Raw genomic sequence first — 25198 nt, forward strand, 5'->3', positions numbered from 1 at the left:
CCTGTGATAATGGCTCTCTCCCAGCCTATTCCAGGCCACTGCTCGAAATATTCGGGATAAAAATTTTTGCGAAAATGGTCCTAAAGAATAGTGCAATGGTCTGGCGTGTACAACGGGCGCACCGGGCAAATTAAAACACCAGCGCCTGCCCATCTTTGCGGCTTTCGGTTGCGGCGATGTAGAAACCCTGCGGATCGCGCACAATCGCCTGCGCACCGCCGAAGTTATAGCCGAGCAGCGGATCCTCAAGCGTAATCTGATGCCCCATCTCGCGCAGTTTCGCCAGCACATTCCGATCGATGCCCGGCTCAACCACCACCGCACGGCCTTGTTCAACGCGCCAGCGCGGCGCATCGATCGCTGCCTGCGGGTTTTGTTTGTGCTGCATGATGCGCAGCGCCAGCTGCAAATGACCTTGTGCCTGCATCGGGCCGCCCATCACGCCAAACGACATCAGCGGCTGGCCGACGCCGTCGAGGGCAAATGCCGGGATAATAGTGTGAAAGGGCCGTTTGCCGCCCGCCACCACGTTGGGGTGTTGCGGGTCGAGTGAGAATCCGCAGCCGCGGTTTTGCAGGCTGATACCCGTTTCGGGCACCACGACGCCAGAACCGAAGCCCATAAAATTGGACTGTATAAAGGAAACCATCATGCCGCTGGCATCGGCGGTGGAGAGATATACCGTGCCACTTTGCTGCGGTGCGCCAAAGGTAAAATCGCCGGCTTTATCGGCATCGATTAACTGTGCACGTTGGTTAAGATAACTATCGCTCAACAACAGCTCAGCTGAGAATTCGAGGTGATCGTAATCGCTGACGTAGCGATCCAGATCGACCAGCGCTAGCTTCATCGCTTCAATCGAAAGATGCAGCCACGGCACCGAATCTGGCGTGTAGCGACCAATGTCCCACCGCTCCAGAATCCCCAGCGCAATCAAGGTGGCGATACCCTGGCCGTTCGGCGGTAGCTCCTGCACCGATCCGCCCGCAAACGGGCACGACAGCAGATCAACCCAATCAGCGCGATGGTTGTTGAGATCCGCCATACTGAGCGCGGCGCCATGCTGTTCGGCAAACGCCACCATCTTTTCGGCAAGCTCACCACGATAGAAGGCTTCGCCGCGCGTTTCGGCGATTTTTTGCAAGGTAGCGGCCTGCGCCGGGTTGCGGAACAGCTCACCGGCACGCGGCGGTCGGCCATTGGGCGCAAAGCACTCGACGAACCCCGGTTGCTGTTTCAGCTTGTTATAGCCGCGCTGCCATAGATGACCAATCAGCGGTGAAACCGGGAAACCATCACGTGCATACTCAATCGCCGGTTGTGCCAGCGTGGTGAGCGGCAGGGTGGCAAAGCGCTCGGCCAGCGTCACCCACGCTGATACCGCGCCCGGCACGGTGACCGCTTCCCAGCCGATTTCCGGCATCGCACTGTGCCCGGCAAAGCGATCCAGACTCCATGCGGCAGGCGAACGTCCTGAAGCATTCAATCCGTGCAGCTGCTTGCCATCCCAGACAATGGCGAAGGCATCACTGCCCAGCCCATTGCCCGTCGGCTCCAGTACCGTGAGCGCCATTGCGCTGGCAATCGCGGCATCTACTGCATTGCCACCTTGTTGCAACATGCGCATTCCCGCTTGCGCTGCCAGCGGCTGTGAAGTGGCAATGGCATTGCGTCCCATCATCGGGACGCGGTGCGAGGCATAGCTGATCGTGAAATCCAAATCGCTCATTACTGTTTCTCTCTTTGCGTCATGCTGGTGCGTGAGTGCTGCTGCATTGGGCAGTATCCGCGCTAATGAGGGCAAGAATTTAATATTAAGCCAGATATTTCATACTGATAACGAATTGGCACTTTTTTTGAATAGAGAATAGTCAACCCAGACGCGTCGACAGAGTGATTCATCGTCTTTTACGTCAGGCTGGGCAGCAAGTGCAGGTGGGTCAATCGCTTAGGGTAATCGATCTTTTTATGGCATAAGTAAGAATAAAAAATAATCAGGAATCAGGCAGCAAAGTCGGGGATCTGACCCATACTTAGAAACCCGAACTATTGTTGCATTGCGCGGACATCTTTTGCAGTGCACAACAGGCTGTGTCCCGCATCGGTTTGATAATAACTATGCTAAACCGCTTCGGGATACAGCCTGATCGTCCGGTTTCAGCGCCTGGTGGCGCTTACCTCTCTACTTTCACGTGCTTCATAGTGAGTTTTTAAGGAGTTCTCTATGGAATTTAAAGATCCAATGGTCGAGTTGCTCAGCAGCCTTGAGCAGATTGTTTTGACACGTGATGCTCAGCCTTCCGTATCAGAAATTACACTCAATCAGGCTTCAGTTCCCGAGCCGCAGCGTTTACGCGAGATGACCGGCATGCAGGTGGATGAATTCGCCCGCGTGATGGGGGTGAGCGTCTCGTCAGTTAAAAGTTGGGAGGCGCAACGTACACGTCCTTCCGCTACGGCGCGCAAACTGATGAAGCTGTTGCAGGCCAACCCCTATTTAGGGCGTCAACTGCTGGAGTGATCCCTAATTGGGAGATCGCCAACCCGCCTCTATGGCGGGTTTTTTAATTTATGCCGCCATACTTCGCCGCCTGTTTCACGAACCAACTCTCCGGCACGCTGTGTGGTGGCTGCGCTAACTGCGCAAGCCCTTGTTTAATGGTTTGATCCGCCTGCTGCCATAAATGACTATCGCCGTCGCGTAATAGCTGTATCTGAACCTGTTTTTCCACAAGGTAGACGCGCGCAAAGTCGGCATCGTACTGCACGATGGCGCGGGTGTTATCGATGATGTCGGCCAGTTTGATGGTTTGCGCTTCGGGCGAGGCATCCGCGGTATGACGAAAGTGCGCCAGCTTACGCGCTGCACGATTTTTGGCTGCAGGCTGCGCGCTGTCGGTGAGCATATCAACCAACTCCGCCACGCGCGGGCCGAAATGACGCTCAATATCGTCTATTGTGCTGGGGGTATCTTCTACCGTGTCATGCAGCCAGGCGGCGGCAATCATCTGTTCATCATCGGTGACGCTGCGCACCAGTTCGGCCACGGCTGCCGGATGCACGATATAGGGCTCGTCAGTGTATTTACGGCGCTGACCGGCAGCGGCGTGCGCCTCAGTGGCATAACGGCGCGCTTGCTCTTCCAGTGAATCTCGCATATTTCACTCTCCCAGAGAAAAGTCGCTTGCAATTATCTAGCGCGCTATTTATATTGAAACTCATGAACAGTAATCAAGATGACAAAAAAGTGAAGCAGGCGCCACTGCAGTTAGATCAGCAGCTCTGTTTCGCACTGTATTCGGCGAACCTCGCGATGCACAAAGTCTATCGCCAGCTGCTGTCAAAGCTGGAGATTACCTATCCGCAATATCTGGTGATGCTGGTGTTGTGGAATCAGGACGATGTGACGGTCTCGGAGATTGGCGAGCAGCTGTTTCTTGATTCGGCGACGCTAACGCCGCTGCTGAAACGTCTGGAGAGCGCCGGTTTACTGCGCCGTCAGCGTTCACGGCAGGATGAGCGCCAGGTGGTGGTGACGCTGACTGATGAAGGTCGCGCCTTGCGTGATAAAGCGGAAACCATTCCAGAAGCCATTCAGTGCGCAACCGCCTGTGATGATCAGGCGATGGCGCAGCTGAAAGGGCAGCTGGACGAATTGCGCGACAGCTTGTATCACGCCAACTAATTACACCAACGGGAAGTCGCTGTCTCGACATCCCTTAATGAAGTTCAGGTTTGCGCATAATAAGTAGTGCGCGATTATATAGCGAATAAATGAGGTTATTATGTCTTTAGAACAAGTTGTTTACACTGCAAAAGCTAAAGCTACCGGCGGTCGTGATGGTCGTGCGACTTCTTCTGACAACGTGCTGGATGTGAAACTGGGCGTGCCAAAAGAGATGGGCGGCGCTGGCGGCGAAGTCACCAACCCAGAGCAGCTGTTTGCGGCGGGTTACTCAGCCTGTTTCCTCGGCGCAATGAAGTTTGTGGCGGGCCGTGACAAAATTGCGATGCCAAAAGATGCGTGGATTGAAGGCGAAGTCGGTATTGGTCCAATCCCGAACGGTTTTGGTATCGAAGCCAAGCTGAATATCCACCTGCCAGCCATGGACGCTGCTGAAGCGCAAAAGCTGGTTGATGCTGCTCATATCGTTTGCCCATACTCAAACGCGACGCGCGGCAACATCGATGTCACGCTGAATATCATCAACTAATTGCGAGTGATGAGAATGCAAGGCTCCTGCGGGAGCCTTTTTTATATCTGAAGATCGGCGTTCCCGGTTCGATAAGCAAATTTCTCTGGTCTTACCATTGGTTAAATGTTCTACTGCTCGGCTTCGCGCCATCGCCATATCGCCAGTCGGAATCGTCCCGATCCTGTACGTTGCGTCACGCTTTTTCTGCGGTTTAGCGAACTCTGCTGTCTTTAAATAGTCACATTACGGTTGATACAACGACACCAGGTCGGGAATAGATATTTTCATGAATTATATTAAAAGTTTAACGCAGCAAAAGCTGTCCTTGCTGCTTGCTTTATATCTCGGTATCTTGCTGAATTTACCGATATTTTATCGCCGTTTTGACGGTTTTTTAACGAAATCAAACCTCTCTAATTGGCTCTCTGCAGCGGCAGAAGTGATGGCCGCCGTGTTGCTGACCTTCTTCCTGATGCGCTTGCTATCACTGGGTGGCAAATGGGCTTATCGCATTCTTGCCAGCCTCATCGTGATCATTTCGGTGGCAGCAGCCTATTACATGGCGTTCTTCAACGTGGTGATTGGCTACGGCATTATCGCGTCAGTGATGACCACCGATGTTGATCTCTCGAAAGAAGTGATTGGCCTGCGCTTCGTGCTGTGGATGGTGCTGGTGAGCGCACTTCCGCTGCTGCTGATTTGGCGCAATAACCTGAGTCTGACACTGTTCGAACAGCTGAAAACGCCGGGTCAGCGTCTTAAACCGACGGTGATTTTGTTGCTGAGCGTGGCGTTGGTATGGCTGCCCATTCGCTATTTTGACAAGTTGCAGAAGGTTAACGAAGAGATCACCAATATCGATTTACCGAGTTATGGTGGTGTGGTCGCACACTCGTATCTGCCATCAAACTGGATCGCCGCGCTGGGACTGTTTGCCTGGACCAAAATGGATGAAGAGTGGGATGGCAAAGAGTTGCTTGATCCGGCGAAGCAGTTTACCTACGTCGCACCGCCGGGCATCGACGATACCTATATGGTGTTTGTGATTGGCGAAACCACGCGCTGGGATCACATGGGGATGCTGGGCTACGATCGCGATACCACGCCGAAGCTGTCAAAAGAGAAAAATCTGGTCGCCTTCCGCGGCGAGTCTTGTGATACCGCCACCAAGCTGTCGCTGCGCTGTATGTTCGTGCGCGAAGGCGGCACCATGGACAATCCAGGACGTACGCTGAAAGAGCAGAATATTTTCGCCGTGCTGAAAGAACTGGGCTTTACCTCCGAACTGTTCGCCATGCAGAGCGAAGTGTGGTTCTACGATAACGCCAACACTAACAACTTCTCATTCCGCGAGCAGATTGGCTCAGAGAAGCGCAATCAGGGCAAAGCGGTAGATGACATGCTGTTAGTGCCGGAACTGCAGGCATCATTGCAGCGTTTCCCTAAAGGTAAGCACGTGGTCATCCTGCACACCAAAGGGTCGCATTATCTCTATTCGCAGCGCTACCCGCGCGACTTCGCTCGCTACAAGCCGGAGTGTATGGGAGTTGATGAAACCTGCAGCAAAGCGCAATTGATCAATGCTTATGACAACTCGGTTTTATACGTTGATACCATGCTGGATAGCGTGCTCGATCAGCTGCGTGATAAGAAGGCGATAGTGTTCTATGCCGCCGACCATGGTGAATCGATCAGTGAGAATATGCATCTGCACGGTACGCCACGTGAGATGGCGCCACCGGAGCAATTCCGCGTGCCAATGATGGTGTGGGCTTCCGATAAGTATCTGGACGATCCTACCAACCGTAGCAACTTTGAGCGCTTACAAGCGCAACAGCGCGTCGGCAAAACGCATCGTCATGTTGAGTTGTTCGACACCATTTTGGGCTGCCTGGGTTATACCTCGCCAGATGGCGGGATCAAAGCTGCCAATAACTGGTGCCAGGCACCTGCGGGCACTCCAGCTAAAACGCTGTAATATCCTGCGGTCTCCATTAATGGCGACCGCTACGCCGAACCCATTGAGCGGCAGGGCTTTTAAGGTGCTGCTTGCTTTCCAGGCGATCAGATGGGTTTTCAGCAAAAGGGATTGACGCTTTTTTAGCGGCGCAGTAATATGCGCCCCCATCGGCGAGTAGCGCAGCTTGGTAGCGCAACTGGTTTGGGACCAGTGGGTCGGAGGTTCGAATCCTCTCTCGCCGACCATCTTTGAAGAAACCTGCTTTTATAAGCAGGTTTTTTTTCGTCTGTAATTTGGCGGATCACCACATTGGACCGCTGCGCTCTGTTTAAAAGCGCAACCACACGTGCAGGCGATGGGAAGGCGGCCGAGGCTACAGGGACGTATTCACGCCGTCTTTGCGTTCGAGCCGCCTTTCCTGAGCACCGCAACGAGCAAACAGCAAAACCCGTAAATACGCCCGTTCCGCCAGTTAAACCCGAAATAATCACCATTATGTCCACTTTCATCTCTGCACCCCACGCCAAATCGAACCCGCCCGCTTAATTCGTGACACATTCTTCTTATGACCGGTTTATGCATCATGCTGATTTCTTATGCCATTTTACTAGCACATTCCGCTGCCTGAACGTCATAACGCACGAAGAATCGTTCAGATATTCAACATTTACCAATAACTTTTGTATGTTTTTTAGCGGTGATAATCACTGTCATTTGGCTACATAGCCAGATAATCACGCGGCATTGAGTGCTTTATCACCTTTTTAAATTTTGGCTCAGCGCAATAAGGGTGTTTTTTATCGTTGCTTGCACTTACTCACACTCTGTGTAAATAACCCCACACTGTATTGACGTTTATTGCAACTGTTGACAAATTGATGCGTCAATAAAATGTAGAGACGGACCTGCCTGACAATGTCCCCGGCAAAAATAACCGCTCACATTTTGCTTACGCTTAATTGACCTGCCCGAACCGCATAAAAAAATCAGAGGTCGGGCGACGCACACAACATCACATCACAATGGAGCAAAACATGATCAACTCCCTGGCTAAATCCAGGATGCTGAAGGTCGGTCTCAGCCTGATTGCTATGACCGTTGCCGCTGGTGTCCAGGCGAAAACCCTCGTTTATTGTTCAGAAGGTTCGCCTGAAGGCTTCAACCCGCAGCTCTTCACATCGGGCACCACCTACGATGCTAGCTCCGTACCGATCTACAACCGTCTGGTTGAGTTCAAAACCGGTACCACCGAGCTGCAGCCAGGTCTGGCAGAAAAATGGGATGTCAGCGCGGACGGTAAAACCTATACCTTCCATCTGCGCCAGGGCGTGAAGTGGCAATCGACCAAAGACTTCAAGCCAACCCGCACCTTCAATGCCGATGACGTCGTGTTCTCCTTCGAGCGTCAGCTCGACAAAAACAACAAATATCACGGTGTTTCTGGCGGCAGCTACGAATACTTCGAAGGCATGGACATGCCTAAGCTGATCGCCAAAATCGAAAAAGTTGACGATTACACCGTACGCTTCACCCTGACCCGTCCAGAAGCGCCGTTCATCGCTGACCTCGGTATGGACTTCGCTTCAATTCTGTCAAAAGAGTACGCCGACAACATGCTGAAAGCGGGCACGCCAGAGAAGCTGGACCTCAATCCAGTGGGCACCGGTCCATTCGTGCTGCAGCAATATCAGAAAGATTCGCGCATTCTGTATAAAGCTAACCCAGACTTCTGGGGCACCAAGCCGAAGATTGATCGCTTAGTGTTCTCCATCACGCCAGATGCTTCTGTCCGTTACGCCAAACTGCAGAAGGGTGAGTGCCAGGTTATGCCGTACCCGAATCCGGCCGACATCGCCAGCATGAAGAAAGACGACAAAATTAATCTGATGGAGCAGCCTGGTCTGAACGTCGGTTACCTGTCGTTCAACACCGAGAAAAAACCGCTGGATAACGTGAAAGTGCGTCAGGCACTGACCATGGCGGTGAACAAACAAGCCATTATTGATGCCGTTTATCAGGGCGCTGGCCAGGCCGCGAAAAACCTGATCCCACCAACCATGTGGGGCTACAACGACGACATCAAAGATTACGCCTACGATCCTGAGAAAGCTAAAGCGCTGCTGAAAGAAGCGGGCATGCCAGATGGCTTCTCAATCGACCTGTGGGCCATGCCGGTACAACGTCCATACAACCCGAACGCACGCCGTATGGCAGAAATGGTTCAGGCTGACTGGGCGAAAATTGGCGTGAAAGCCAAAATCGTTACCTTCGAATGGGGCGAGTACCTGAAACGCGCGAAAGCCGGGGAACACCAGACCGTCATGATGGGCTGGACCGGTGATAATGGGGATCCGGATAACTTCTTCGCTACGCTGTTCAGCTGTGCAGCAGCGAAAGACGGTTCGAACTACTCACGTTGGTGCTACAAGCCGTTTGAAGATCTGATTCAGCCAGCACGTGCTGAAGCCGATCACAACAAACGTATTGAACTGTACAAACAGGCTCAGGTAGTGATGCATGACCAGGCTCCGGCGCTGATCATCGCCCACTCAACCGTATATGAGCCAGTGAGCAAGAAAGTATCTGGTTATGTGGTTGATCCATTAGGTAAACATCACTTCGAAAACGTCGATATCCAGGAATAACCTTTCGGATTATCGCGGTTAGGGCCAGCATTGCTGGCCCTCGGGCGGCACCTTCGCCGCCCGTATTCCGCTCTTTTTTTCCGGCTAATTCTACTAATGAAGCGCTTCTTGCGTCGCGTCCGCCTATGGCTGGCTGCGAGTGTTGAGCAATGTTGTCCCCGGCGTTAACGCTATGGGAAATGTCAGAGAACCAGGCTTATGCTGCAATTCATACTCCGACGTTTGGGCCTTGTCATCCCAACGTTCATCGGTATCACGTTATTGACCTTCGCGTTTGTCCACTTGATCCCTGGCGATCCGGTACTGATCATGGCCGGTGAACGCGGCATCTCCCCCGAACGTCACGCTCAGCTGATGGCGCAGTTTGGCCTCGATCAGCCGATGTGGAAGCAATATCTCACCTATATCAATGGTGTACTGCACGGCGACCTTGGCATCTCGCTGAAAAGCCGCATCCCGGTCTGGGACGAATTCGTTCCTCGTTTTAAAGCCACGCTGGAACTGGGCATCTGCGCCATGTTGTTCGCGGTTGCGGTGGGTATTCCTGTCGGTGTGCTGGCAGCGGTAAAACGCGGCTCAATCTTCGATCACACCGCCGTAGGCATCTCGCTCACCGGTTACTCGATGCCGATTTTTTGGTGGGGCATCATGCTGATCATGCTGGTCTCGGTGCAGTGGAACCTCACGCCGGTCTCCGGGCGCGTCAGCGACATCATCTTCCTTGACGACAGCCATCCGCTCACCGGCTTTATGCTGATTGATACGCTGCTGTGGGGTGAACCGGGCGATTTCAAAGATGCCGTGATGCACATGATTTTACCGGCCATCGTGCTTGGCACCATTCCGCTGGCGGTGATTGTGCGTATGACGCGCTCCTCCATGCTGGAAGTGCTGGGTGAAGACTACATCCGCACCGCGCGCGCCAAAGGTTTGACGCGCATGCGCGTGATTGTGGTGCATGCGCTGCGTAACGCCATGCTGCCGGTGGTCACTGTGATTGGCTTGCAGGTCGGTACGCTGCTGGCCGGTGCGATCCTGACCGAAACCATCTTCTCGTGGCCGGGACTCGGCCGCTGGCTGATCGAAGCGCTGCAACGCCGTGACTATCCGGTGGTACAGGGCGGCGTCTTGCTGGTGGCGATTCTGATCATCGTGGTCAACCTGCTGGTTGATCTGTTGTACGGCGTGGTCAATCCACGTATCCGTCATAAGAAATAAGGGGGAATCATGTCTGCTGTTGATCCCGCAAGCGTAACTGCTGCACCCAAGCCGATGACCCCGTTACAGGAATTCTGGCACTACTTCAAACGTAATAAAGGCGCGGTTATCGGCCTGGTTTACATCGTTCTGATGCTGTTAATCGCCATCTTTGCCGATGTGCTGGCACCGCACGCACCGGCTGAACAGTTCCGCGATGCCTTGCTGCATCCACCGGTCTGGCAGGAAGGCGGCAACTGGAGCTACATCCTTGGTACCGATGACGTGGGCCGCGATGTGCTGTCGCGTCTGATGTACGGTGCTCGCCTGTCGCTGCTGGTGGGCTGCATGGTCGTCGTGCTGTCGCTGATTCTCGGCGTGATATTCGGTTTGATGGCCGGCTATCTCGGCGGCGTGGTGGACGCGATTATTATGCGCGTGGTCGACATCATGCTGGCGCTGCCAAGCCTGCTGCTGGCATTGGTGTTAGTGGCGATCTTCGGTCCGTCGATCGTCAATGCTTCGCTGGCCATCACCTTCGTGGCGCTGCCGCACTACATCCGTCTGACACGTGCTGCGGTGCTGGTTGAAGTCAACCGCGACTACGTCACCGCGTCGAGCGTGGCGGGAGCTGGCACGCTGCGTCAGATGTTTATCAATATTCTGCCTAACTGCCTGGCACCGCTGATCGTGCAGGCATCATTAGGCTTCTCCAACGCCATCCTTGATATGGCGGCGTTGGGCTTTCTCGGTATGGGGGCGCAACCGCCAACGCCGGAGTGGGGCACCATGCTCTCCGACGTGTTGCAGTATGCGCAAAGTGCCTGGTGGGTGGTGACGTTCCCTGGCGTGACCATTTTGCTGACGGTTCTGGCATTCAACCTCATGGGCGATGGTTTGCGTGATGCACTCGACCCGAAACTCAAGCAGTAAAGAGGCACCGAGATGGCGTTATTAAATGTAGATAAGTTATCGGTGCATTTCGGCGACGAAAAGACACCGTTCCGTGCAGTTGACCGCATTAGTTATCAGGTCGAGCAGGGCCAGGTGGTTGGTATTGTCGGTGAATCGGGTTCCGGTAAATCAGTCAGCTCGCTGGCGATCATGGGCCTGATTGATTATCCCGGCCGCGTGATGGCCGAAAAACTGGAATTCAACGGGCGCGACCTGCAGAAAATCTCCGAAAAAGAGCGCCGCCAACTGGTTGGTGCTGAAGTGGCGATGATCTTCCAGGACCCGATGACCAGTCTCAACCCGTGCTACACCGTAGGTTTCCAGATTATGGAAGCGCTCAAGGTGCATCAGGGCGGCAGTAAACGTACCCGTCGTCAGCGCGCGGTTGATCTGCTCGATCAGGTGGGCATTCCCGATGCGGCATCGCGTCTGGATGTCTATCCGCACCAGCTGTCTGGCGGGATGAGCCAACGCGTGATGATCGCCATGGCGATTGCCTGCAAACCGAAGCTGCTGATTGCCGATGAGCCGACTACGGCGCTCGACGTCACCATTCAGGCGCAAATCATCGAACTGCTGCTGGAGTTGCAGAAGCAGGAGAACATGGCGCTGATCCTGATTACCCACGATCTGGCGCTGGTGGCCGAAGCGGCTCAGCACATCATCGTGATGTATGCCGGTCAGGTGGTGGAAAGCGGTAAAGCGGTGGATATCTTCAAAGCACCGCGTCATCCCTACACGCAAGCGCTGCTGCGCGCGTTGCCGGAGTTTGCTGCGGACAAAGCGCGTCTGGCGTCGCTGCCGGGCGTGGTGCCGGGTAAATACGATCGCCCAACCGGCTGTCTGTTAAATCCGCGCTGCCCGTACGTGACCGATCGCTGCCGCCGCGAAGAGCCGGAGCTGCGCGACATTCCGGGCCGTCAGGCCAAATGTCACTTCCCACTGGATGATGCCGGGAGACCGACTTATGAGTCTTGATAACAACCAGCAGGATTACCTGCTGCAGGCAATTGACCTGAAAAAACACTACCCAGTGAAGAAAGGTCTGTTCGGCCAGGAACGTCTGGTAAAAGCGCTGGATGGCGTGTCGTTCAACCTCGAACGCGGCAAAACGCTGGCGGTGGTGGGTGAATCCGGCTGCGGTAAATCGACGCTAGGCCGCTTGCTGACCATGATTGAAACGCCGACCGAAGGCCAGCTCTTCTGGCACGGTCAGGATCTGTTAAAGCACGATCCGCAGGCGCAGAAACTGCGCCGTCAGAAAATCCAGATCGTGTTCCAGAACCCGTACGGCTCGCTCAATCCGCGCAAGAAAATCAGTCAGATTCTTGAAGAGCCGCTGGTGATCAACACCTCGCTGACCAAAGCGGAACGCAAAGAAAAAACGCTGGAGATGATGGCGAAAGTTGGCCTGAAAACCGAGCATTACGATCGCTATCCGCACATGTTCTCCGGTGGACAGCGCCAGCGTATCGCTATCGCCCGCGGCCTGATGCTCGATCCGGATGTGCTGATTGCCGATGAACCGGTCTCTGCACTCGACGTTTCGGTGCGCGCGCAGGTGCTCAATCTGATGATGGATTTGCAGCAGGATTTAGGTCTGTCCTACGTCTTCATCTCGCATGACCTGTCGGTGGTGGAGCACATCGCTGATGAGGTGATGGTGATGTATCTCGGTCGCTGCGTGGAGAAGGGCAGCAAAGAGGCGATCTTTAGCAATCCGCGCCACCCTTACACTCAGGCGCTGCTGTCGGCGACACCGCGTCTTAATCCAGACGACCGTCGCGAGCGTATTAAGCTGACAGGCGAACTGCCGAGCCCGCTCAATCCGCCGCCGGGCTGTGCGTTTAACGCGCGCTGCCGCCGTCGTTTTGGCACCTGTGTTCAGCTGCAGCCAAAGCTGAAGCAGTATGGCGATCAGCAAATTGCCTGCTTCGCGGTTGATCAGGATGAAAATCAGCCGGTGGGCACGCTATAAATAAACGCCAATGATGGTTGAAGGCTCCCGCGGGAGCCTTTCTTTTTGGCAAGGTAATACATCAGGGAAATTAACGGCTGAGAACCGCATCATCAAGGTGCTTTAAAAAGCATAACCTGAATGAATCAGTAATGAATTGGTCCTGATCAGGATATAAAGCGTAAAGGCAAATTCTTATTTTGGTCAGGATTGCGTGAGCTTCATCACATTGGAATAAAATCCATAACTTGCAGTGCAGTAGAGTATTTTCAGTAGCTTAGGTTAAAATCCCGCGCGTCACTATTTCTGTTAATTGATACTAATTAATCCCCGTCAATAAACAATTGCACGCTTTTTGCATTCCCAGTTTTTCAATCAGAAAGATAGAATTCTTTTATTGAATGCGACGTTTTAATAATCAGATTTGTCTCACCGTCTCTTAATGTGTGTGATATATTCGCGGAAAATTCCCTCCCGTTTTTACAGGCTCTGATCATGAAGAATTACGACGATCTGCAGCGTTTTAAAGAGAAAACGCAGACGCTTGACATCGCTTTTAAGGACATGTCCGGCCAATCGCAGGAAGCCGATCAAAGCCAGTGGGCGTTACTCCGCCAATTGGCTACCGATCAAGAGCCAGAATTAGGCAGCGGTCAGCGCATTGATATGCCGCAACCTCAGCCCATTAGCGGTGATGAATTCAGTGCACCGCCAGCGCCTGTTCAGACGGCATCAATGGCCACCTCACGCGGATCGATTCTCGATAGTGTGAGCGCGTCTGCCGCGGTCCCAGCGGCGAGCAGTTCGTCCCTGTTCCCGCCCGCCCCAGCTAAATCCGCGCCAGCATCAATGCCGCTCGCGCCGAAAGCCACGCTGGTTGAGCGCCAGGCCGCCACCTCACTGTTCCCGCCGGCTAAACCTGCTGCAGCGCCTGCGGTTCAGCCTGCCGCTGCCGCCGAACCGGCACTGATTGCTCCCGCGCCTGTCGCGCCAGCACCGCTCGCGGTCGCACCGGCATCTACCTTTGCCGCACCGGTTGAACCGGCACGTCCGGCCGCGTCTGCACCGTCCCGTTTTGGTGCTCTGTTCCGCTCGCGTCCTGCTGAGTCTGCTAACCTTGCCAAAGAAACACCGTTAAAACCGCTACTGGAGAAGATTGCGCTATGCCGTTAGTTTGTGTGTGCTCGCCAAAAGGGGGAGTAGGGAAAACCACCATGGCGGCCAACCTTGCGTGGAGTCTGGCTCGCGCTGGCAGCAAGGTATTGGCAATCGATTTTGATGTTCAGAATGCCCTGCGCCTGCATTTCGGCGTGCCGCTCAATGATGGTCGCGGTTTTGTGGCGCGTTCTGCAGATCAAGCCGACTGGAGCCAATCCATTCTGACCACCGGCGGCAATATTTTCGTTATGCCGTATGGCGATGTCACCGAAGAGCAGCGCGAACGTTTTGAAGAGAACCTGGTAAAAGATCCGCACTTCCTGCAGCGCGGTCTGGACACGGTACTGAACTATCCGGGATTGGTCATCATTGCCGATTTTCCTCCGGGCCCGGGCCCTGCGCTTAAAGCCATGACCGCGCTTGCCGATATGCATGTAGTGGTGATGCTGGCAGATACCGCATCGGTCTCTCTACTGCCGCAAATAGAAAATGACCGCATGATTGGTCAGCCCCTAAATAATAAACGGGGTCATTATTTTGTGCTTAACCAGAGCGATAACCGCCGCAATATTAGCCGTGAAGTCACGGAATTTATGCAGCAGCGTTTAGGTGAGAATTTATTAGGCGTGGTACATCGTGATGAAAGCGTCGCGGAAGCCAATGCCTCGCAACAATCCGTTTATGATTTCAGCCCGGCTTCTGCAGCTGCGTTTGATATCGAATTAGTGGCGAAACGCGTGGCTAATATCCTGAATATCACCGTGGGTAACGGCGAAGTTCAGGCCCCCATTCGCAGCCACTATTAATAATGAGGCCGGATCCGGCCACATAATAACAACACAGCTTCTTCAGGGTGAATCATGAGTAAACTCGGGTTTTACCTGCTACTGCTGGTGCTTGCACCGGTAGCAGCGGTAATCGTCATCACGCCTATGGACAGCCAAAAGCAATATATCTTTGGCTTGATCAGCATCGGGATGATGTTTTTACTGGGCTTCAGCAAAAGCCGCAAAATAACCGTTGTGATGGTTATCCTTTCCGCGCTGATGTCGACCCGATATATCTGGTGGCGCACCACGGAGACGCTGCAGTTTAATTCAGAGATTGAAGCGATCCTGGGTATCGGCTTATATCTGGCCGAACTGTACGTCTGGCTGATCTTAATTCTCGGTTTCCTGCAAACCACCTGGCCATTAAAGCGCACCATCGAGCCGCTGCCGGATGATATTAGCCTGTGGCCGACGGTGGACGTCTATGTACCGACCTACAACGAAAGTCTGGATGTAGTGCGTGATACCGTGCTGGCGGCGCAGTGTATTGATTATCCGCGCGACAAGCTGAAGGTCTATTTGCTGGATGATGGTAAGCGCAGCGAGTTTGCGGTGTTTGCGGCTGACGTTGGCGTGGGTTACATCACGCGTGACGACAACAGCCACGCCAAAGCCGGTAACCTCAACCACGCGATGAAGATCACCAAAGGTGAGCTGATCTGCATCTTCGACTGCGACCACGTCGCCACGCGCACTTTCCTGCAGGCGACGGTGGGGCCCTTCCTGAACGATCCAAAGCTGGCGCTGCTGCAGACGCCGCACTACTTCTATTCGCCGGATCCGTTCGAACGTAACCTGCGCGCAGCGCGCAGCATCCCGAACGAAGGTTCGCTGTTCTACGGCCCGGTCCAGCAGGGTAACGATAACTGGAACGCCACCTTCTTCTGCGGCTCCTGTGCGGTGATCCGCCGTAGCGCGCTGGAAGAGATTGGTGGTTTTGCGGTAGAAACCGTCACCGAAGATGCGCACACCGCGCTGAAAATGCAGCGCCTCGGTTGGGGATCTGCCTTCCTGGCGATTCCGCTGGCGGCCGGTCTGGCAACCGAGCGTCTGGGTCTGCACGTGGTGCAGCGTAACCGCTGGGCACGCGGCATGACGCAGATCTTCCGCGTCGATAATCCGCTGTTTGGTCGGGGCTTAAAGTGGCAGCAGCGTCTGTGCTACCTCAACGCCATGCTGCACTTCCAGTTCGGCTTGCCGCGCGTGGCGTTCCTGACGGCACCGCTGGCGTACCTGCTGTTTAACCTGAATATCATCCACTCGTCGGCATCGCTGATTTTTGCCTACGTCTTGCCGCATCTGGTGATGTCGCTCTACGTCAACTCGCGCATGAACGGCAAGTTCCGCTACACCTTCTGGGGCGAAATCTACGAAACCGTGATGTGCTTCCACCTCGTTATCCCCACGCTGGTGACCATGCTGGCACCGAAGCGCGGGAAATTTAACGTAACGGATAAAGGCGGTTTGCTCGATCAAGGCTTCTTCGATTTCCACATCGTGCGTCCACACGTGATTGTTGCGCTGCTGCTGTCGATTGGCATCATCGCGGGCGTGGTGCGTGCGGTGGCGCATGACTACTTTGGCGTTGATCCTTACGTTATCGCGCTCAACGTCGGCTGGGCGGTGTTCAGCCTGATCATCCTGATGGCGGCCATTGCCGTGGCGCGTGAAACCAAACAGGTGCGTAAAACCATCCGTATCGAAGTACAGATTCCGGCGGTGATTCACTATGCCAGCGGCATCTCGTCACGCACGCAAACCAGCGATTTGTCGATGGGCGGTGCGCAACTCGATGCGCCGGACAATCGTCATGAGCAGGATGAAATCGAAGAGATCGATCTGCTGTTGAAATCCGGCACCATCACCATTCCGGTAAGCAAAATCTCCGGTGATGACGAGAGCATCCGTCTGCGCTTTGGCGATATGCCGCTGTCGCGCCGCCGTGAACTGGTGCGTGTGGTGCTGGCGCGCGCCGATGCGTGGATCCAGCCCGAGTACAAGCAGGACAACCCGCTGGTTTCGCTTGGCACCATTATTCGTACCGTATTTGAGCTGTTCTGGCTGACCTGGAAAGATCGCCGTGAGAAGCGTAAGCGTGATAACCAGCCCGCCGCAAAAGAGGACAGCGCTGCATGAAGAATTTGACGCAAACGTTGCTGGCAAGCTCGCTGGCAACGGCGCTGCTGCTCGCGCCCGCGTGGGCTGAAACCCCGGCGGTCACTCAGGATAGCGGTGCGCTGTCTGAGGTTCCACCGCCGCAGGGCATGGAAAGTGCGGCCGATCAGCAGCTGCAACAGGCGGCAGGCGCGGCACCGTACGCGCCAGCGGAAACGGCACCGCTGACGGAAAACGACGCGCCCGCAGAGCCCGCGCCAGGCGAAACCGCACCCGCGCCCGAGATGGTGCTGCCAACGGTTGCGCCTACTGCACCTGCGGCCATTGCGGATAACGAAGCGGTAACGCTCAATCAGCCGATCAGTACCACCGTTTCCGTCGCGCAGATGGGCCAGCCGCGTGGCATTACGCTCACTGGCGGTCAGCTGCAATCCGGTATCGTCTTCACGCTGCCCAGCGATGAAGTGATCACCAACGCGCGCCTCAATCTGTCACTGCGCGTCTCGGCGGCACTGGCGGCGCGCAACACGTCGTTGCAGCTGATGCTGAACGGTCAGCCGCTCGGCACTCTGCCGCTCGGTTCGAGCGACAGCGACGTCAGCGACTACCAGCTGGATATTCCGGCAGCGATGGTGGTCTCCAGTAATAACCTCAGCTTCAAGATTAACGATGCCGACAAGCTGCTGTGCGAGAAAGAGAGCGCGCAGCAGTATCAGGTAGCGATTCTGCCCAAAACCACGCTGAGCCTCGAAGGCCAGCAGCTGAATATTGGCACCAGCCTGCGCAACTTCCCGCGTCCGTTTATCGATGCGCAGCGCATGACGCCAGCCAGCGTCACCTTTGGCTTTGCAGCCAATGTCGCGCCGGACAGCATCAGCGCCGCTGCGCTGGTGGCATCGTGGATGGGCATTCAGTCGGACTATCGTGGGATTCGTTTCCCGGTGGTGCGCGGCGATCTGCCTGAGCACAACGGCATTCTGGTGGGACATCCGGGCGATAAGATTGGCACCGTGACCTTGCCCGCCACCAGCGGTCCGCTGCTGCAGGTGATCGATAATCCCAACAATCCGGTCTACAAACTGCTGCTGGTAGTGGGTGCCAATGACGATCAGTTGCGTCAGGCCGCCAACCGTTTAACCACGCAGCCGCTGGCCACCGATGCCAGCAGCCTGAACGTACAACCGCAGCCGATTGGTATGCGTAAACCGTACGATGCTCCGCGCTGGATCAACACCACGCGTCCGGTGCGCCTGAGCGAACTGCTGCGTAAAGATCAGAGCCTAACCACCACCGGCATCTGGCACGATGCGCTGAGCGTCAACTTCCGCGCCGCGCCGGATCTGTTTATGTGGGATGGCGATACCATTCCAGTGGAGCTGCACTATCGCTTCCCGTCCGAAAGCTGGATTGATGAGAACAACTCGTTCCTTAACGTGATGATCAATGGCACTTTCTTGCGCAACCTGACGGTGAACAAAGTGGGCCTGCTGGAAAGCGCCTGGCATCGCCTGGGTGGCGACGCGCGTCAGGAGCATTACACCCTGAAGCTCGAGCCATACCTGATTTACGGTGACAACCAGCTGGCGCTCTACTTCAACATCAAGCCGAAAGCGGATGCACCGTGCGGCGTGCTGCTGAACAACAACATTAAGAGCCGCATTGAAGAGGATTCGTGGATCGATCTGAGCCACACGCGCCACTTCACCATGCTGCCGAACCTCTCTTACTTTGTTGGTGCCTCGTTCCCGTTCTCGCGTCTTGCGGACTTCTCGCAGACCACGCTGCTGCTGCCGCAACAGCCGAGTGATGCGGAGATCGCTACGCTGCTGGATATGGCATCACGTGCCGGTAACGCCACTGGCGTACCGCTGCTGCAGAACCAGGTGCTGTTTGGCCTGCCAAACGGCGGCACCAACATGACGCGCCTGCAGCGCAGCGATGTGTTAGCGGTGAGCACCACGCAGAACAACGACTTCAACCAGGCAATGCTGGTCAACACGCCGTATGAAACCAGCGGCAACACGCTGGGCGTGAAAGAGCCGAACACCTGGGACAAGCTGCGCGGCTGGCTGACCGGCGACTGGTATCGCCAGCAGCTGGATGCCGATCGTTACTTCTCGTCCAACGAAGCATGGCGCGGCTTTGTCAGCTATCGCTCGCCGTGGAACCGCGATCGCCTGGTGGTGATGACGGTGGCGACCAGTGATCAGCAACTGCTGCGCCTGCATGAAGACCTGAATTCGGCGCGCATCAACGCTGGAATTCGCGGCGATACCGCCATCATCACCGATGAGAACGGCATTCGCAGTTTCCGCGTGGGTCCGCAATTCCCGAGCGGTGAAATGCCGTGGTACATGATGGTGGTGTGGTATGCCAACCAGCACTCGGTGCTGATGGCGCTGGCGGCATTGCTGCTTTCAGCGCTGGTCGGCAGTGGGGCCTGGGTGATGCTGAAACGTCATGCGTGGCGTCGTCTCAACCCAAAAGTTGATAGCAAGTCCGGCAAGAAGTAAGGATAAAAATAATGAAAAAACATCTGTTAAGTGCCGGCATTCGTCATGCCCTGATTCTGGGCGGGGCGCTCACGCTCTCGCAGCCGCTGCTGGCGGCGGAGAGTAACAATCCTGCGTTACAGGCGCTGTTCGATCAAGCGGCTTACTGGCATCAGAAAGCGCATGACGATTTGGCGAAAGCCTCGCTGCAGAAAGTGCTGATGGTTGAGCCAAACAACACTCAGGCGCTCTATTTGCTGGCGCTCTATTCGCAGCAGAGCGGCGGTACAGCGGAAGCGGCGCAGTGGCGTGCGCGCCTGAGTGCGGCATCGCCAAACGATCCGCATCTCAGCGAGCTGGATAACGCACGTCAGCTGCAAACCATTCCGCAGGCGCAGCTACAACTGGCGCGCCAGCAGGCGCGCAGCGGCAATATTGCGGCTTCGCTGCAAACCTGGCGTAACACCTTCAGCGGTAACGAGCCGCCGCCGAGCGTGGCGGCAGAATACTACCTGACGATGGCGGGCGATCGCTCGCTGCTGCCGCAGGCGGTGGAAGCGCTGCGGCAGTTCTCCGCCGATCATCCGCAGGATACCGGCGCCAAACTGGCGCTGGGTAAAGCGCTAACCTATCAGGAAGCGACCCGTCGTCAGGGTATTGATGTGCTCGGCAGCCTGGCGGATGGCAACAAAGAAGCCGACCGCTCGCTGCGTCAGGCGCTGCTGTGGCTTGGCCCGCAGGCTTCTGATGCCTCGCTGTACCAAACCTGGCAGCAGCGTCATCCGCAGGATAACGCGGTGCTGGATTACTACCGTAAAAATGTCGGCGGTGCGGAGAAAGGCGCGGGATTTACCGCGCTGAACAGCGGCGACGTCAGCAATGCGCAAAACAACTTTGAGAAAGTGCTGCAAGCCAACCCGCAAGATGCGGATGCGCTGGCGGGTATGGGCTACGTCGCTCAGCGCGCCGGACGTTACGCCGAAGCGGCGGATTACCTGACGCGCGCCGCGCAGTTAGGCGGCGATCAAAGCGACACGCGCCAGAAACAGGCCGCCGATGCGCGCTTCTACGCCCAGCTGGCGACCGCGCAGCAGGCGTTAAAAAATGGCGATAGCGCACAGGCGTTGGCGCTGAGCGAACCGCTGGCGCAGGCCGACGGCGAGAAAGGTGTGTCCGCCAAACTGTTCCGCGCGGATGTGCAGCGTCGCAGCAATCAGCTCGATCAGGCGGAGCAAACCTATCGCGCCATCCTGCAAAGTGATGCCAATAACCGTAATGCCAAAGAAGGCCTGTTCTACGTGCTGCGCCAGCAGAACCGTGGCGCAGAAGCCAATACGCTGCTGGGGTCGCTGCCGGATAGCGTACGTCAAAGCGTGGCACCGCGCGGCAGCAGCACCGATCCGATTCGTGCGCAGGCCAAACGTGAGCTGGCAGCAGGCAACAACAGCGCGGCTGTCGCCACCCTGACCAGCGGCATTCAGCGCTATCCCAACGATGGCTGGCTACGTCTCGATCTGGCACGCATCTATCGCGCGCAGGGCAATAGCATGATGGCGGCCAATATCATGCAGCCCACGCTGCGCACCGGTGCCAGCACCACCGAACTCTATGCGGGCGCGTTAAACGCCAGCGAAAGCGGTGCCTGGCAGCAGGCGAGTATGCTGCTGTCACGCATTCCCAACGGCAACAAAAACAGCGATATGCGCGAGCTGGCGCAGCGCGTGAACTTCAACCTGCAGATGGCTACCGCCGATCAGTATCTGGCGCAGGGTTCGAATGCGGCGGCAGCCAACACCTTGCGTGCGCTGGCGTCAATGCCGCCGGCTAATCCGGTTGATGCCGGTAATCTGGCGCAGAAACTGGCGAAAGCGGGCGATCTCACCACGGCGGTTTCCGTGGTGCGCAGCAACATGCAGCGCGGCATCCAGGGCAACGCCGGTGATTACGCCGCGCAGGTTGCGGTGCTGAATCAGGCCGGTCTGAACACCGAAGCGCAGAGCTTCCTGAGCAGCCCGGAACTGCAGGCGCGCAGCACGCCAACCCAGCTGGCAGGTATTCGTAATGGCTATGTGATCAACGAAGTGGATCGTCTGCGCGAGCAGAAACAGTACGCCGCCGCTTACGACAAGCTGGTGGGCGCGCTGCAGCACGATCCGCAGAACCGCGATCTGATGTTTGCCATGGCGCGGCTGTATCAGTCCGGCAAGATGAACAAAGAAGCCGGCGTGGTTTACGACTATCTGATGACGCAGGAGACCGCAACGCAAGATGCGCGTACCGGCGCCATCAACGTGGCGCTGGCGCAGAACGACGTCAACAAAGCCAACACCTTGACCCGCGGCCTGAATAATGAGCAGTCACCCGATCGTCTGCTGTTGTTAGCCCGCGTAGCCGAAGCCAACGGCGAACACAGCCAGGCGATGAGTTATCTGCGTAACGCACGCGGTCAGCTGATTGGTCTGCAAGGTGCCACCAATGGCAACGTGCCGAGCGTCGGCGGCCTGGCGCTGGCCGACAATCCGTTTATCAATCGCGGCACCTCGCCGGTTGGCCGCTCGCCATCCAGCTATGGCGCGGTAATGCCGTGGCAGTCGGCGCCCGACGCCACCAGCAGCGCGGAAGGCGTGACGCTGGCGAGCAATACGCCGGCCGTGCAGCAGAGCCAGACGCTGCGCCAAATCGACAACATGATGGACGATCTGCAAGAGAAAACCGGTTCATGGGCTATCGGAGGTATCCAGATCAGGGGGCGCGATGGTGAGTCCGGTCTCAGCAAGTTAACGGAAGCGAAAGCACCTTTAACATGGACAACATCACCATTTGGCGATTCAAGGTTTGAGTTTACTGTAACGCCAGTTTCTTTGAGTGCCGGTTCTGCTGGAGGTGATTCATGGCGTCGTTTTGGTAGCAATGCAGCGTCGAATGCCGTGCAAAACTTGCTAACGACTATCAACAACGAAGGAAATGCAACAACGACTAGTTCCGCCTTGCAGAACCTACTCACGAAATACAGTGCCACCACGTCTGATTTGGCCGGGGTAAAATTCGACGATCTTAATCCTTTGACGGCTCAGGGCGCGAGTAACCTCAACTGGATTAATACTCATCAGGATGTAAAAAATTACCTCATTGCCTCATCCTTAAAACCAAGTGTGTCTCAGGCCGGTTCAAGCTCAACGGATTCTCAGACAGCTTCGGGTGTTGAATTAAGCATGGCGCTGAAAGGCGATCACTACAAAATTGACCTTGGAAGTACCCCGCTGGGGCAGGATCTCAGCACACTGGTCGGGGGCATTCAATGGTCTCCAAAACTCACCGATTATTTGACGTTGATTCTTACTGGCGAACGCCGAGCAGTAACGGATAGTTTGCTGTCTTACGTCGGTGCAAAAGATTCTTTCACCGGGCAATCCTGGGGGCGAGTCACCAAAAATGGTGGCAATGCTTTGCTAAGTTATGACAATGGGGATGCCGGTTTCTATGCAGGCGCTGGAGCATACAGCTACCTTGGTGAAAATGTGGCGAGTAACAAGAGTGTTCAAGCTAACGCTGGGGCCTACATTCGACCACTCCACTCTGATGACCGCGAATTAAAAGCTGGGATGAGTGTGTCATGGATGGATTTCTCTAAAAACCTGAGTTACTTCAGCTACGGCCAAGGTGGATACTTCAGCCCGCAAAACTATGCATCCGTTTCCTTACCTGTTGATTTTACGCGAAAGTATGATGATTTGAGCATGAAAATAGGTGGATCAGTGGGTTATCAATCTTACAGTCAGGATAAAAGTGCTTACTTCCCTAACAATCCTGAATGGCAAGCTTTCATGAATGAGATGGTAACGGATGGGTTCGCAAAAGAAGCCTATTACAGCGGCGGAAGCAAAAACGGTATTGGCTATAACATTCACGCCGGTGCGGATTATAAGATCAACAAAGATGTCACCGTCGGCGGTCAGTTGGGCTACGACACCTTTGGTGATTACAACGAAAGTACCGCCAATCTGTACTTCCGTTATCTGTTCGGAGATTACTAATGAGTGAGCAAGTGAGCGCGCGCGTCAGCCATCCGCATCAGCCGGGTTGGTTCGATCTGGTGAGCGCGATGATTGAAAGCATGCTGGACAACGCGGGCGAGGAGGCGGAAGGCTTCCTCAACGGCGTCGGCACATCGCTGGCGACCCGCTATCCTTTACCTGAAGCGCGCACCGTGCAGGATCTGGAGCGCGAAATGAATCTACAGCTGGCGCGTTTTAACTGGGGTTTTGTGCAGTTACAGCCGCAGGAAAATGCCATTCTGATTCAACACCACGCGCTGCCGCAGGGTGACAGCAATGTCGGTGTTGAACGCTGGCAGCTGGCATTAAGCGCGGTACTGGCGGGCCTGTATGCGCAGTGGCTGCAAGCCCAGGGCGGCAGCGCGGCGGTGCCGCTGACGCTTGAGCAGAACGACGGCGGCACGCTGCACTATCGATATCAATAGGATGCTGTGATGAGAGTGATGCGCTTTTGGCGTCAATGGATGCTGTGTTTCATGGTGATGTTTTTTAGCGCCCAGGCGGCCGCAGATGGCTGGAGTACTTACAAAAGCCGTTTTATGAGCAGCGACGGCCGTATCAGCGATACGGCAAACAACAACGTGAGCCATACCGAAGGCCAGGGCTACGGCATGTTGTTGGCGGTGGCGCATGACGATCGCGCGACTTTCGATCTGCTGTGGCAGTGGACGCGCAGCCATCTGCGCAATCCGCAAAACGATCTGTTCTACTGGCGCTACACGCCAGGTGCCGCCGATCCGATCGCCGATAAAAATAACGCTTCCGATGGCGATGTGCTGATTGCCTGGGCTCTGCAACGTGCGGCGCAGAAGTGGGGCGGCGACTACCAGCAGGCATCAGATCGCATTCAGCGTGCGATAGTGAAGCTCAATGTGATCAGTTATGGCGGGCATAAAGTGATGCTGCCGGGCGCGCAGGGTTTCAATAAAACCAGTTATGTGGTGCTCAATCCCTCTTATTTCCTGTTCGCTGCATGGCGTGAGTTTGCCGAGCACAGCCATCTGCGCATCTGGAATGAGTTGATGGATGACGGCATGGATCTGTTAGGCGACATGCATTTTGGTAAAACCGGCTTGCCGCTTGATTGGGTGGCGCTGAATGCTGATGGTTCGGTGGCTCCTGCCATCGGTTATTCCAACCGCTTCAGCTATGACGCCATTCGTATTCCGCTGAATATCTGGTGGTACGATCCGCAAAGCCTACGTCTGGTGCCGTTCCAGCGCGTGTGGCAGGGCTCGGCGCGCATGACCACGCCGGCCTGGTATGATGTGCTGGGAAATACGCCCGCGCCATACAATATGGAAGGCGGTCTGATTGCGGTTCGTGATTTGACCCTGAACCAAACCCAGTATCTCAATGACAAGCTGGCAGCGGATCAAAACTACTTCTCCGCCAGCCTGCAGCTGCTAACCTGGATGGCGTATCAGGAGAAGCGGTAGGTCTCATTTTCGAGCTGGTCGCAATAAATGGCGTAATGCCGATCAGTTAAGCGCTGAGCGACTTTCGTTCGCCATTAGCTGAGGCAGTTTCAGCTATGCCGTGCGGCGACCGAGAAGAGGGCGTCTGGCCACGCCCTCTTCACTCCGGGCCCTGCGCCAGCCCATCCCGCCGCTTCGCGGTGCCTTCACTCCTTCACGAT

Annotated in this window: 18 protein-coding genes and 1 tRNA gene; 17 read left to right on the forward strand and 2 right to left on the reverse strand. The window is 55.6% G+C overall.

What is annotated here, in order from left to right; translation table 11 throughout:
* Positions 1 to 130 precede the first annotated feature (130 nt).
* A complete protein-coding gene (locus tag WH298_RS10175; RefSeq protein ID WP_180822793.1) occupies positions 131 to 1729 on the reverse strand; it encodes a gamma-glutamyltransferase family protein in 1599 nt (532 codons plus the stop codon).
* Positions 1730 to 2224: 495 nt separating this feature from the next.
* Here WH298_RS10175 and WH298_RS10180 point away from each other — a divergent pair, with 495 nt between their 5' ends.
* On the forward strand, positions 2225 to 2521 hold the full coding sequence (locus WH298_RS10180) for an HTH-type transcriptional regulator (RefSeq protein ID WP_007893362.1): 297 nt from the start codon (positions 2225 to 2227) through the stop codon (positions 2519 to 2521).
* Between the two features lie 43 nt (positions 2522 to 2564).
* Here WH298_RS10180 and WH298_RS10185 read toward each other — a convergent pair whose 3' ends face one another.
* Positions 2565 to 3158 (reverse strand): HD domain-containing protein, encoded by a 594-nt coding sequence (locus WH298_RS10185; protein WP_180822794.1) that lies wholly within the window; start codon positions 3156 to 3158, stop codon positions 2565 to 2567.
* A 62-nt stretch (positions 3159 to 3220) separates the two neighbouring features.
* Between WH298_RS10185 and WH298_RS10190 the strand changes: the two genes are divergently transcribed.
* The 16 genes from WH298_RS10190 to WH298_RS10265 all read left to right on the forward strand — a co-directional run bounded on the left by WH298_RS10190 (position 3221) and on the right by WH298_RS10265 (position 24998).
* Positions 3221 to 3685, forward strand: a complete 465-nt coding sequence (locus tag WH298_RS10190; protein ID WP_007890808.1) for a MarR family winged helix-turn-helix transcriptional regulator — start codon at positions 3221 to 3223, stop codon at positions 3683 to 3685.
* 100 nt (positions 3686 to 3785) lie between these two features.
* Positions 3786 to 4214, forward strand: coding sequence for an organic hydroperoxide resistance protein (locus tag WH298_RS10195; RefSeq protein ID WP_007890809.1), 429 nt, complete (start codon positions 3786 to 3788; stop codon positions 4212 to 4214).
* Positions 4215 to 4482: 268 nt separating this feature from the next.
* On the forward strand, positions 4483 to 6174 hold the full coding sequence (gene eptB / locus WH298_RS10200) for a kdo(2)-lipid A phosphoethanolamine 7''-transferase (protein WP_049852295.1): 1692 nt from the start codon (positions 4483 to 4485) through the stop codon (positions 6172 to 6174).
* A 150-nt stretch (positions 6175 to 6324) separates the two neighbouring features.
* A tRNA-Pro gene (locus WH298_RS10205) sits at positions 6325 to 6401 on the forward strand.
* 789 nt (positions 6402 to 7190) lie between these two features.
* Entirely contained in the window at positions 7191 to 8801 is a 1611-nt protein-coding gene (gene dppA, locus WH298_RS10210; protein ID WP_007890813.1) for a dipeptide ABC transporter periplasmic-binding protein DppA, read from the forward strand.
* A 198-nt stretch (positions 8802 to 8999) separates the two neighbouring features.
* Positions 9000 to 10019 carry a dipeptide ABC transporter permease DppB gene (dppB, locus tag WH298_RS10215; RefSeq protein WP_007890814.1) on the forward strand — a complete coding sequence of 340 codons (1020 nt, stop codon included), beginning with the start codon at positions 9000 to 9002 and terminating at the stop codon, positions 10017 to 10019.
* Positions 10020 to 10028: 9 nt separating this feature from the next.
* A complete protein-coding gene (gene dppC / locus WH298_RS10220; protein WP_049852294.1) occupies positions 10029 to 10931 on the forward strand; it encodes a dipeptide ABC transporter permease DppC in 903 nt (300 codons plus the stop codon).
* Between the two features lie 12 nt (positions 10932 to 10943).
* Positions 10944 to 11930 (forward strand): dipeptide ABC transporter ATP-binding protein, encoded by a 987-nt coding sequence (gene dppD / locus WH298_RS10225; RefSeq protein ID WP_049852293.1) that lies wholly within the window; start codon positions 10944 to 10946, stop codon positions 11928 to 11930.
* Positions 11920 to 12930, forward strand: coding sequence for a dipeptide ABC transporter ATP-binding subunit DppF (gene dppF, locus WH298_RS10230; RefSeq protein ID WP_007890819.1), 1011 nt, complete (start codon positions 11920 to 11922; stop codon positions 12928 to 12930). The genes dppD and dppF overlap by 11 nt, the downstream gene beginning before the upstream one ends.
* Positions 12931 to 13404: 474 nt before the next feature.
* Positions 13405 to 14082: a cellulose biosynthesis protein BcsO gene (bcsO, locus tag WH298_RS10235; RefSeq protein ID WP_180822795.1), complete on the forward strand. Its 678-nt coding sequence runs from the start codon at positions 13405 to 13407 to the stop codon at positions 14080 to 14082.
* Positions 14073 to 14873: a cellulose biosynthesis protein BcsQ gene (bcsQ, locus tag WH298_RS10240; protein WP_007890821.1), complete on the forward strand. Its 801-nt coding sequence runs from the start codon at positions 14073 to 14075 to the stop codon at positions 14871 to 14873. Before bcsO ends, bcsQ begins: the two co-directional genes overlap by 10 nt.
* Positions 14874 to 14927: 54 nt before the next feature.
* Entirely contained in the window at positions 14928 to 17033 is a 2106-nt protein-coding gene (gene bcsA, locus WH298_RS10245) for a UDP-forming cellulose synthase catalytic subunit (protein WP_007890822.1), read from the forward strand.
* The gene (bcsB, locus tag WH298_RS10250; RefSeq protein WP_180822796.1) at positions 17030 to 19525 is read left to right on the forward strand and encodes a cellulose biosynthesis cyclic di-GMP-binding regulatory protein BcsB; all 2496 of its coding nucleotides are present in this window, start codon (positions 17030 to 17032) and stop codon (positions 19523 to 19525) included. The genes bcsA and bcsB overlap by 4 nt, the downstream gene beginning before the upstream one ends.
* 11 nt (positions 19526 to 19536) lie before the next feature.
* Positions 19537 to 23538, forward strand: coding sequence for a cellulose biosynthesis protein BcsC (locus WH298_RS10255; protein ID WP_180822797.1), 4002 nt, complete (start codon positions 19537 to 19539; stop codon positions 23536 to 23538).
* Positions 23538 to 23984 (forward strand): cellulose biosynthesis protein BcsD, encoded by a 447-nt coding sequence (gene bcsD, locus WH298_RS10260; protein WP_007890826.1) that lies wholly within the window; start codon positions 23538 to 23540, stop codon positions 23982 to 23984. Before WH298_RS10255 ends, bcsD begins: the two co-directional genes overlap by 1 nt.
* 9 nt (positions 23985 to 23993) lie before the next feature.
* Entirely contained in the window at positions 23994 to 24998 is a 1005-nt protein-coding gene (locus WH298_RS10265; protein ID WP_007890828.1) for a family 8 glycosyl hydrolase, read from the forward strand.
* Positions 24999 to 25198: the final 200 nt, after the last annotated feature.

Origin of the sequence: Pantoea nemavictus (assembly GCF_037479095.1) — a bacterium.
Taxonomy (GTDB): Bacteria; Pseudomonadota; Gammaproteobacteria; order Enterobacterales; family Enterobacteriaceae; genus Pantoea; species Pantoea nemavictus.

Coding starts and splice junctions, on each gene's coding strand:
- WH298_RS10180 (WP_007893362.1), top strand. CDS start 2,225: ATGGAATTTAAAGATCCAATGGTCGAGTTGCTCAGCAGCCTTGAGCAG.
- WH298_RS10195 (WP_007890809.1), top strand. CDS start 3,786: ATGTCTTTAGAACAAGTTGTTTACACTGCAAAAGCTAAAGCTACCGGC.
- WH298_RS10175 (WP_180822793.1), bottom strand. CDS start 1,729: ATGAGCGATTTGGATTTCACGATCAGCTATGCCTCGCACCGCGTCCCG.
- dppD (WP_049852293.1), top strand. CDS start 10,944: ATGGCGTTATTAAATGTAGATAAGTTATCGGTGCATTTCGGCGACGAA.
- WH298_RS10185 (WP_180822794.1), bottom strand. CDS start 3,158: ATGCGAGATTCACTGGAAGAGCAAGCGCGCCGTTATGCCACTGAGGCG.
- bcsA (WP_007890822.1), top strand. CDS start 14,928: ATGAGTAAACTCGGGTTTTACCTGCTACTGCTGGTGCTTGCACCGGTA.
- WH298_RS10255 (WP_180822797.1), top strand. CDS start 19,537: ATGAAAAAACATCTGTTAAGTGCCGGCATTCGTCATGCCCTGATTCTG.
- bcsB (WP_180822796.1), top strand. CDS start 17,030: ATGAAGAATTTGACGCAAACGTTGCTGGCAAGCTCGCTGGCAACGGCG.
- eptB (WP_049852295.1), top strand. CDS start 4,483: ATGAATTATATTAAAAGTTTAACGCAGCAAAAGCTGTCCTTGCTGCTT.
- bcsD (WP_007890826.1), top strand. CDS start 23,538: ATGAGTGAGCAAGTGAGCGCGCGCGTCAGCCATCCGCATCAGCCGGGT.
- dppF (WP_007890819.1), top strand. CDS start 11,920: ATGAGTCTTGATAACAACCAGCAGGATTACCTGCTGCAGGCAATTGAC.
- dppC (WP_049852294.1), top strand. CDS start 10,029: ATGTCTGCTGTTGATCCCGCAAGCGTAACTGCTGCACCCAAGCCGATG.
- WH298_RS10265 (WP_007890828.1), top strand. CDS start 23,994: ATGAGAGTGATGCGCTTTTGGCGTCAATGGATGCTGTGTTTCATGGTG.
- bcsO (WP_180822795.1), top strand. CDS start 13,405: ATGAAGAATTACGACGATCTGCAGCGTTTTAAAGAGAAAACGCAGACG.
- dppA (WP_007890813.1), top strand. CDS start 7,191: ATGATCAACTCCCTGGCTAAATCCAGGATGCTGAAGGTCGGTCTCAGC.
- dppB (WP_007890814.1), top strand. CDS start 9,000: ATGCTGCAATTCATACTCCGACGTTTGGGCCTTGTCATCCCAACGTTC.
- bcsQ (WP_007890821.1), top strand. CDS start 14,073: ATGCCGTTAGTTTGTGTGTGCTCGCCAAAAGGGGGAGTAGGGAAAACC.
- WH298_RS10190 (WP_007890808.1), top strand. CDS start 3,221: ATGAACAGTAATCAAGATGACAAAAAAGTGAAGCAGGCGCCACTGCAG.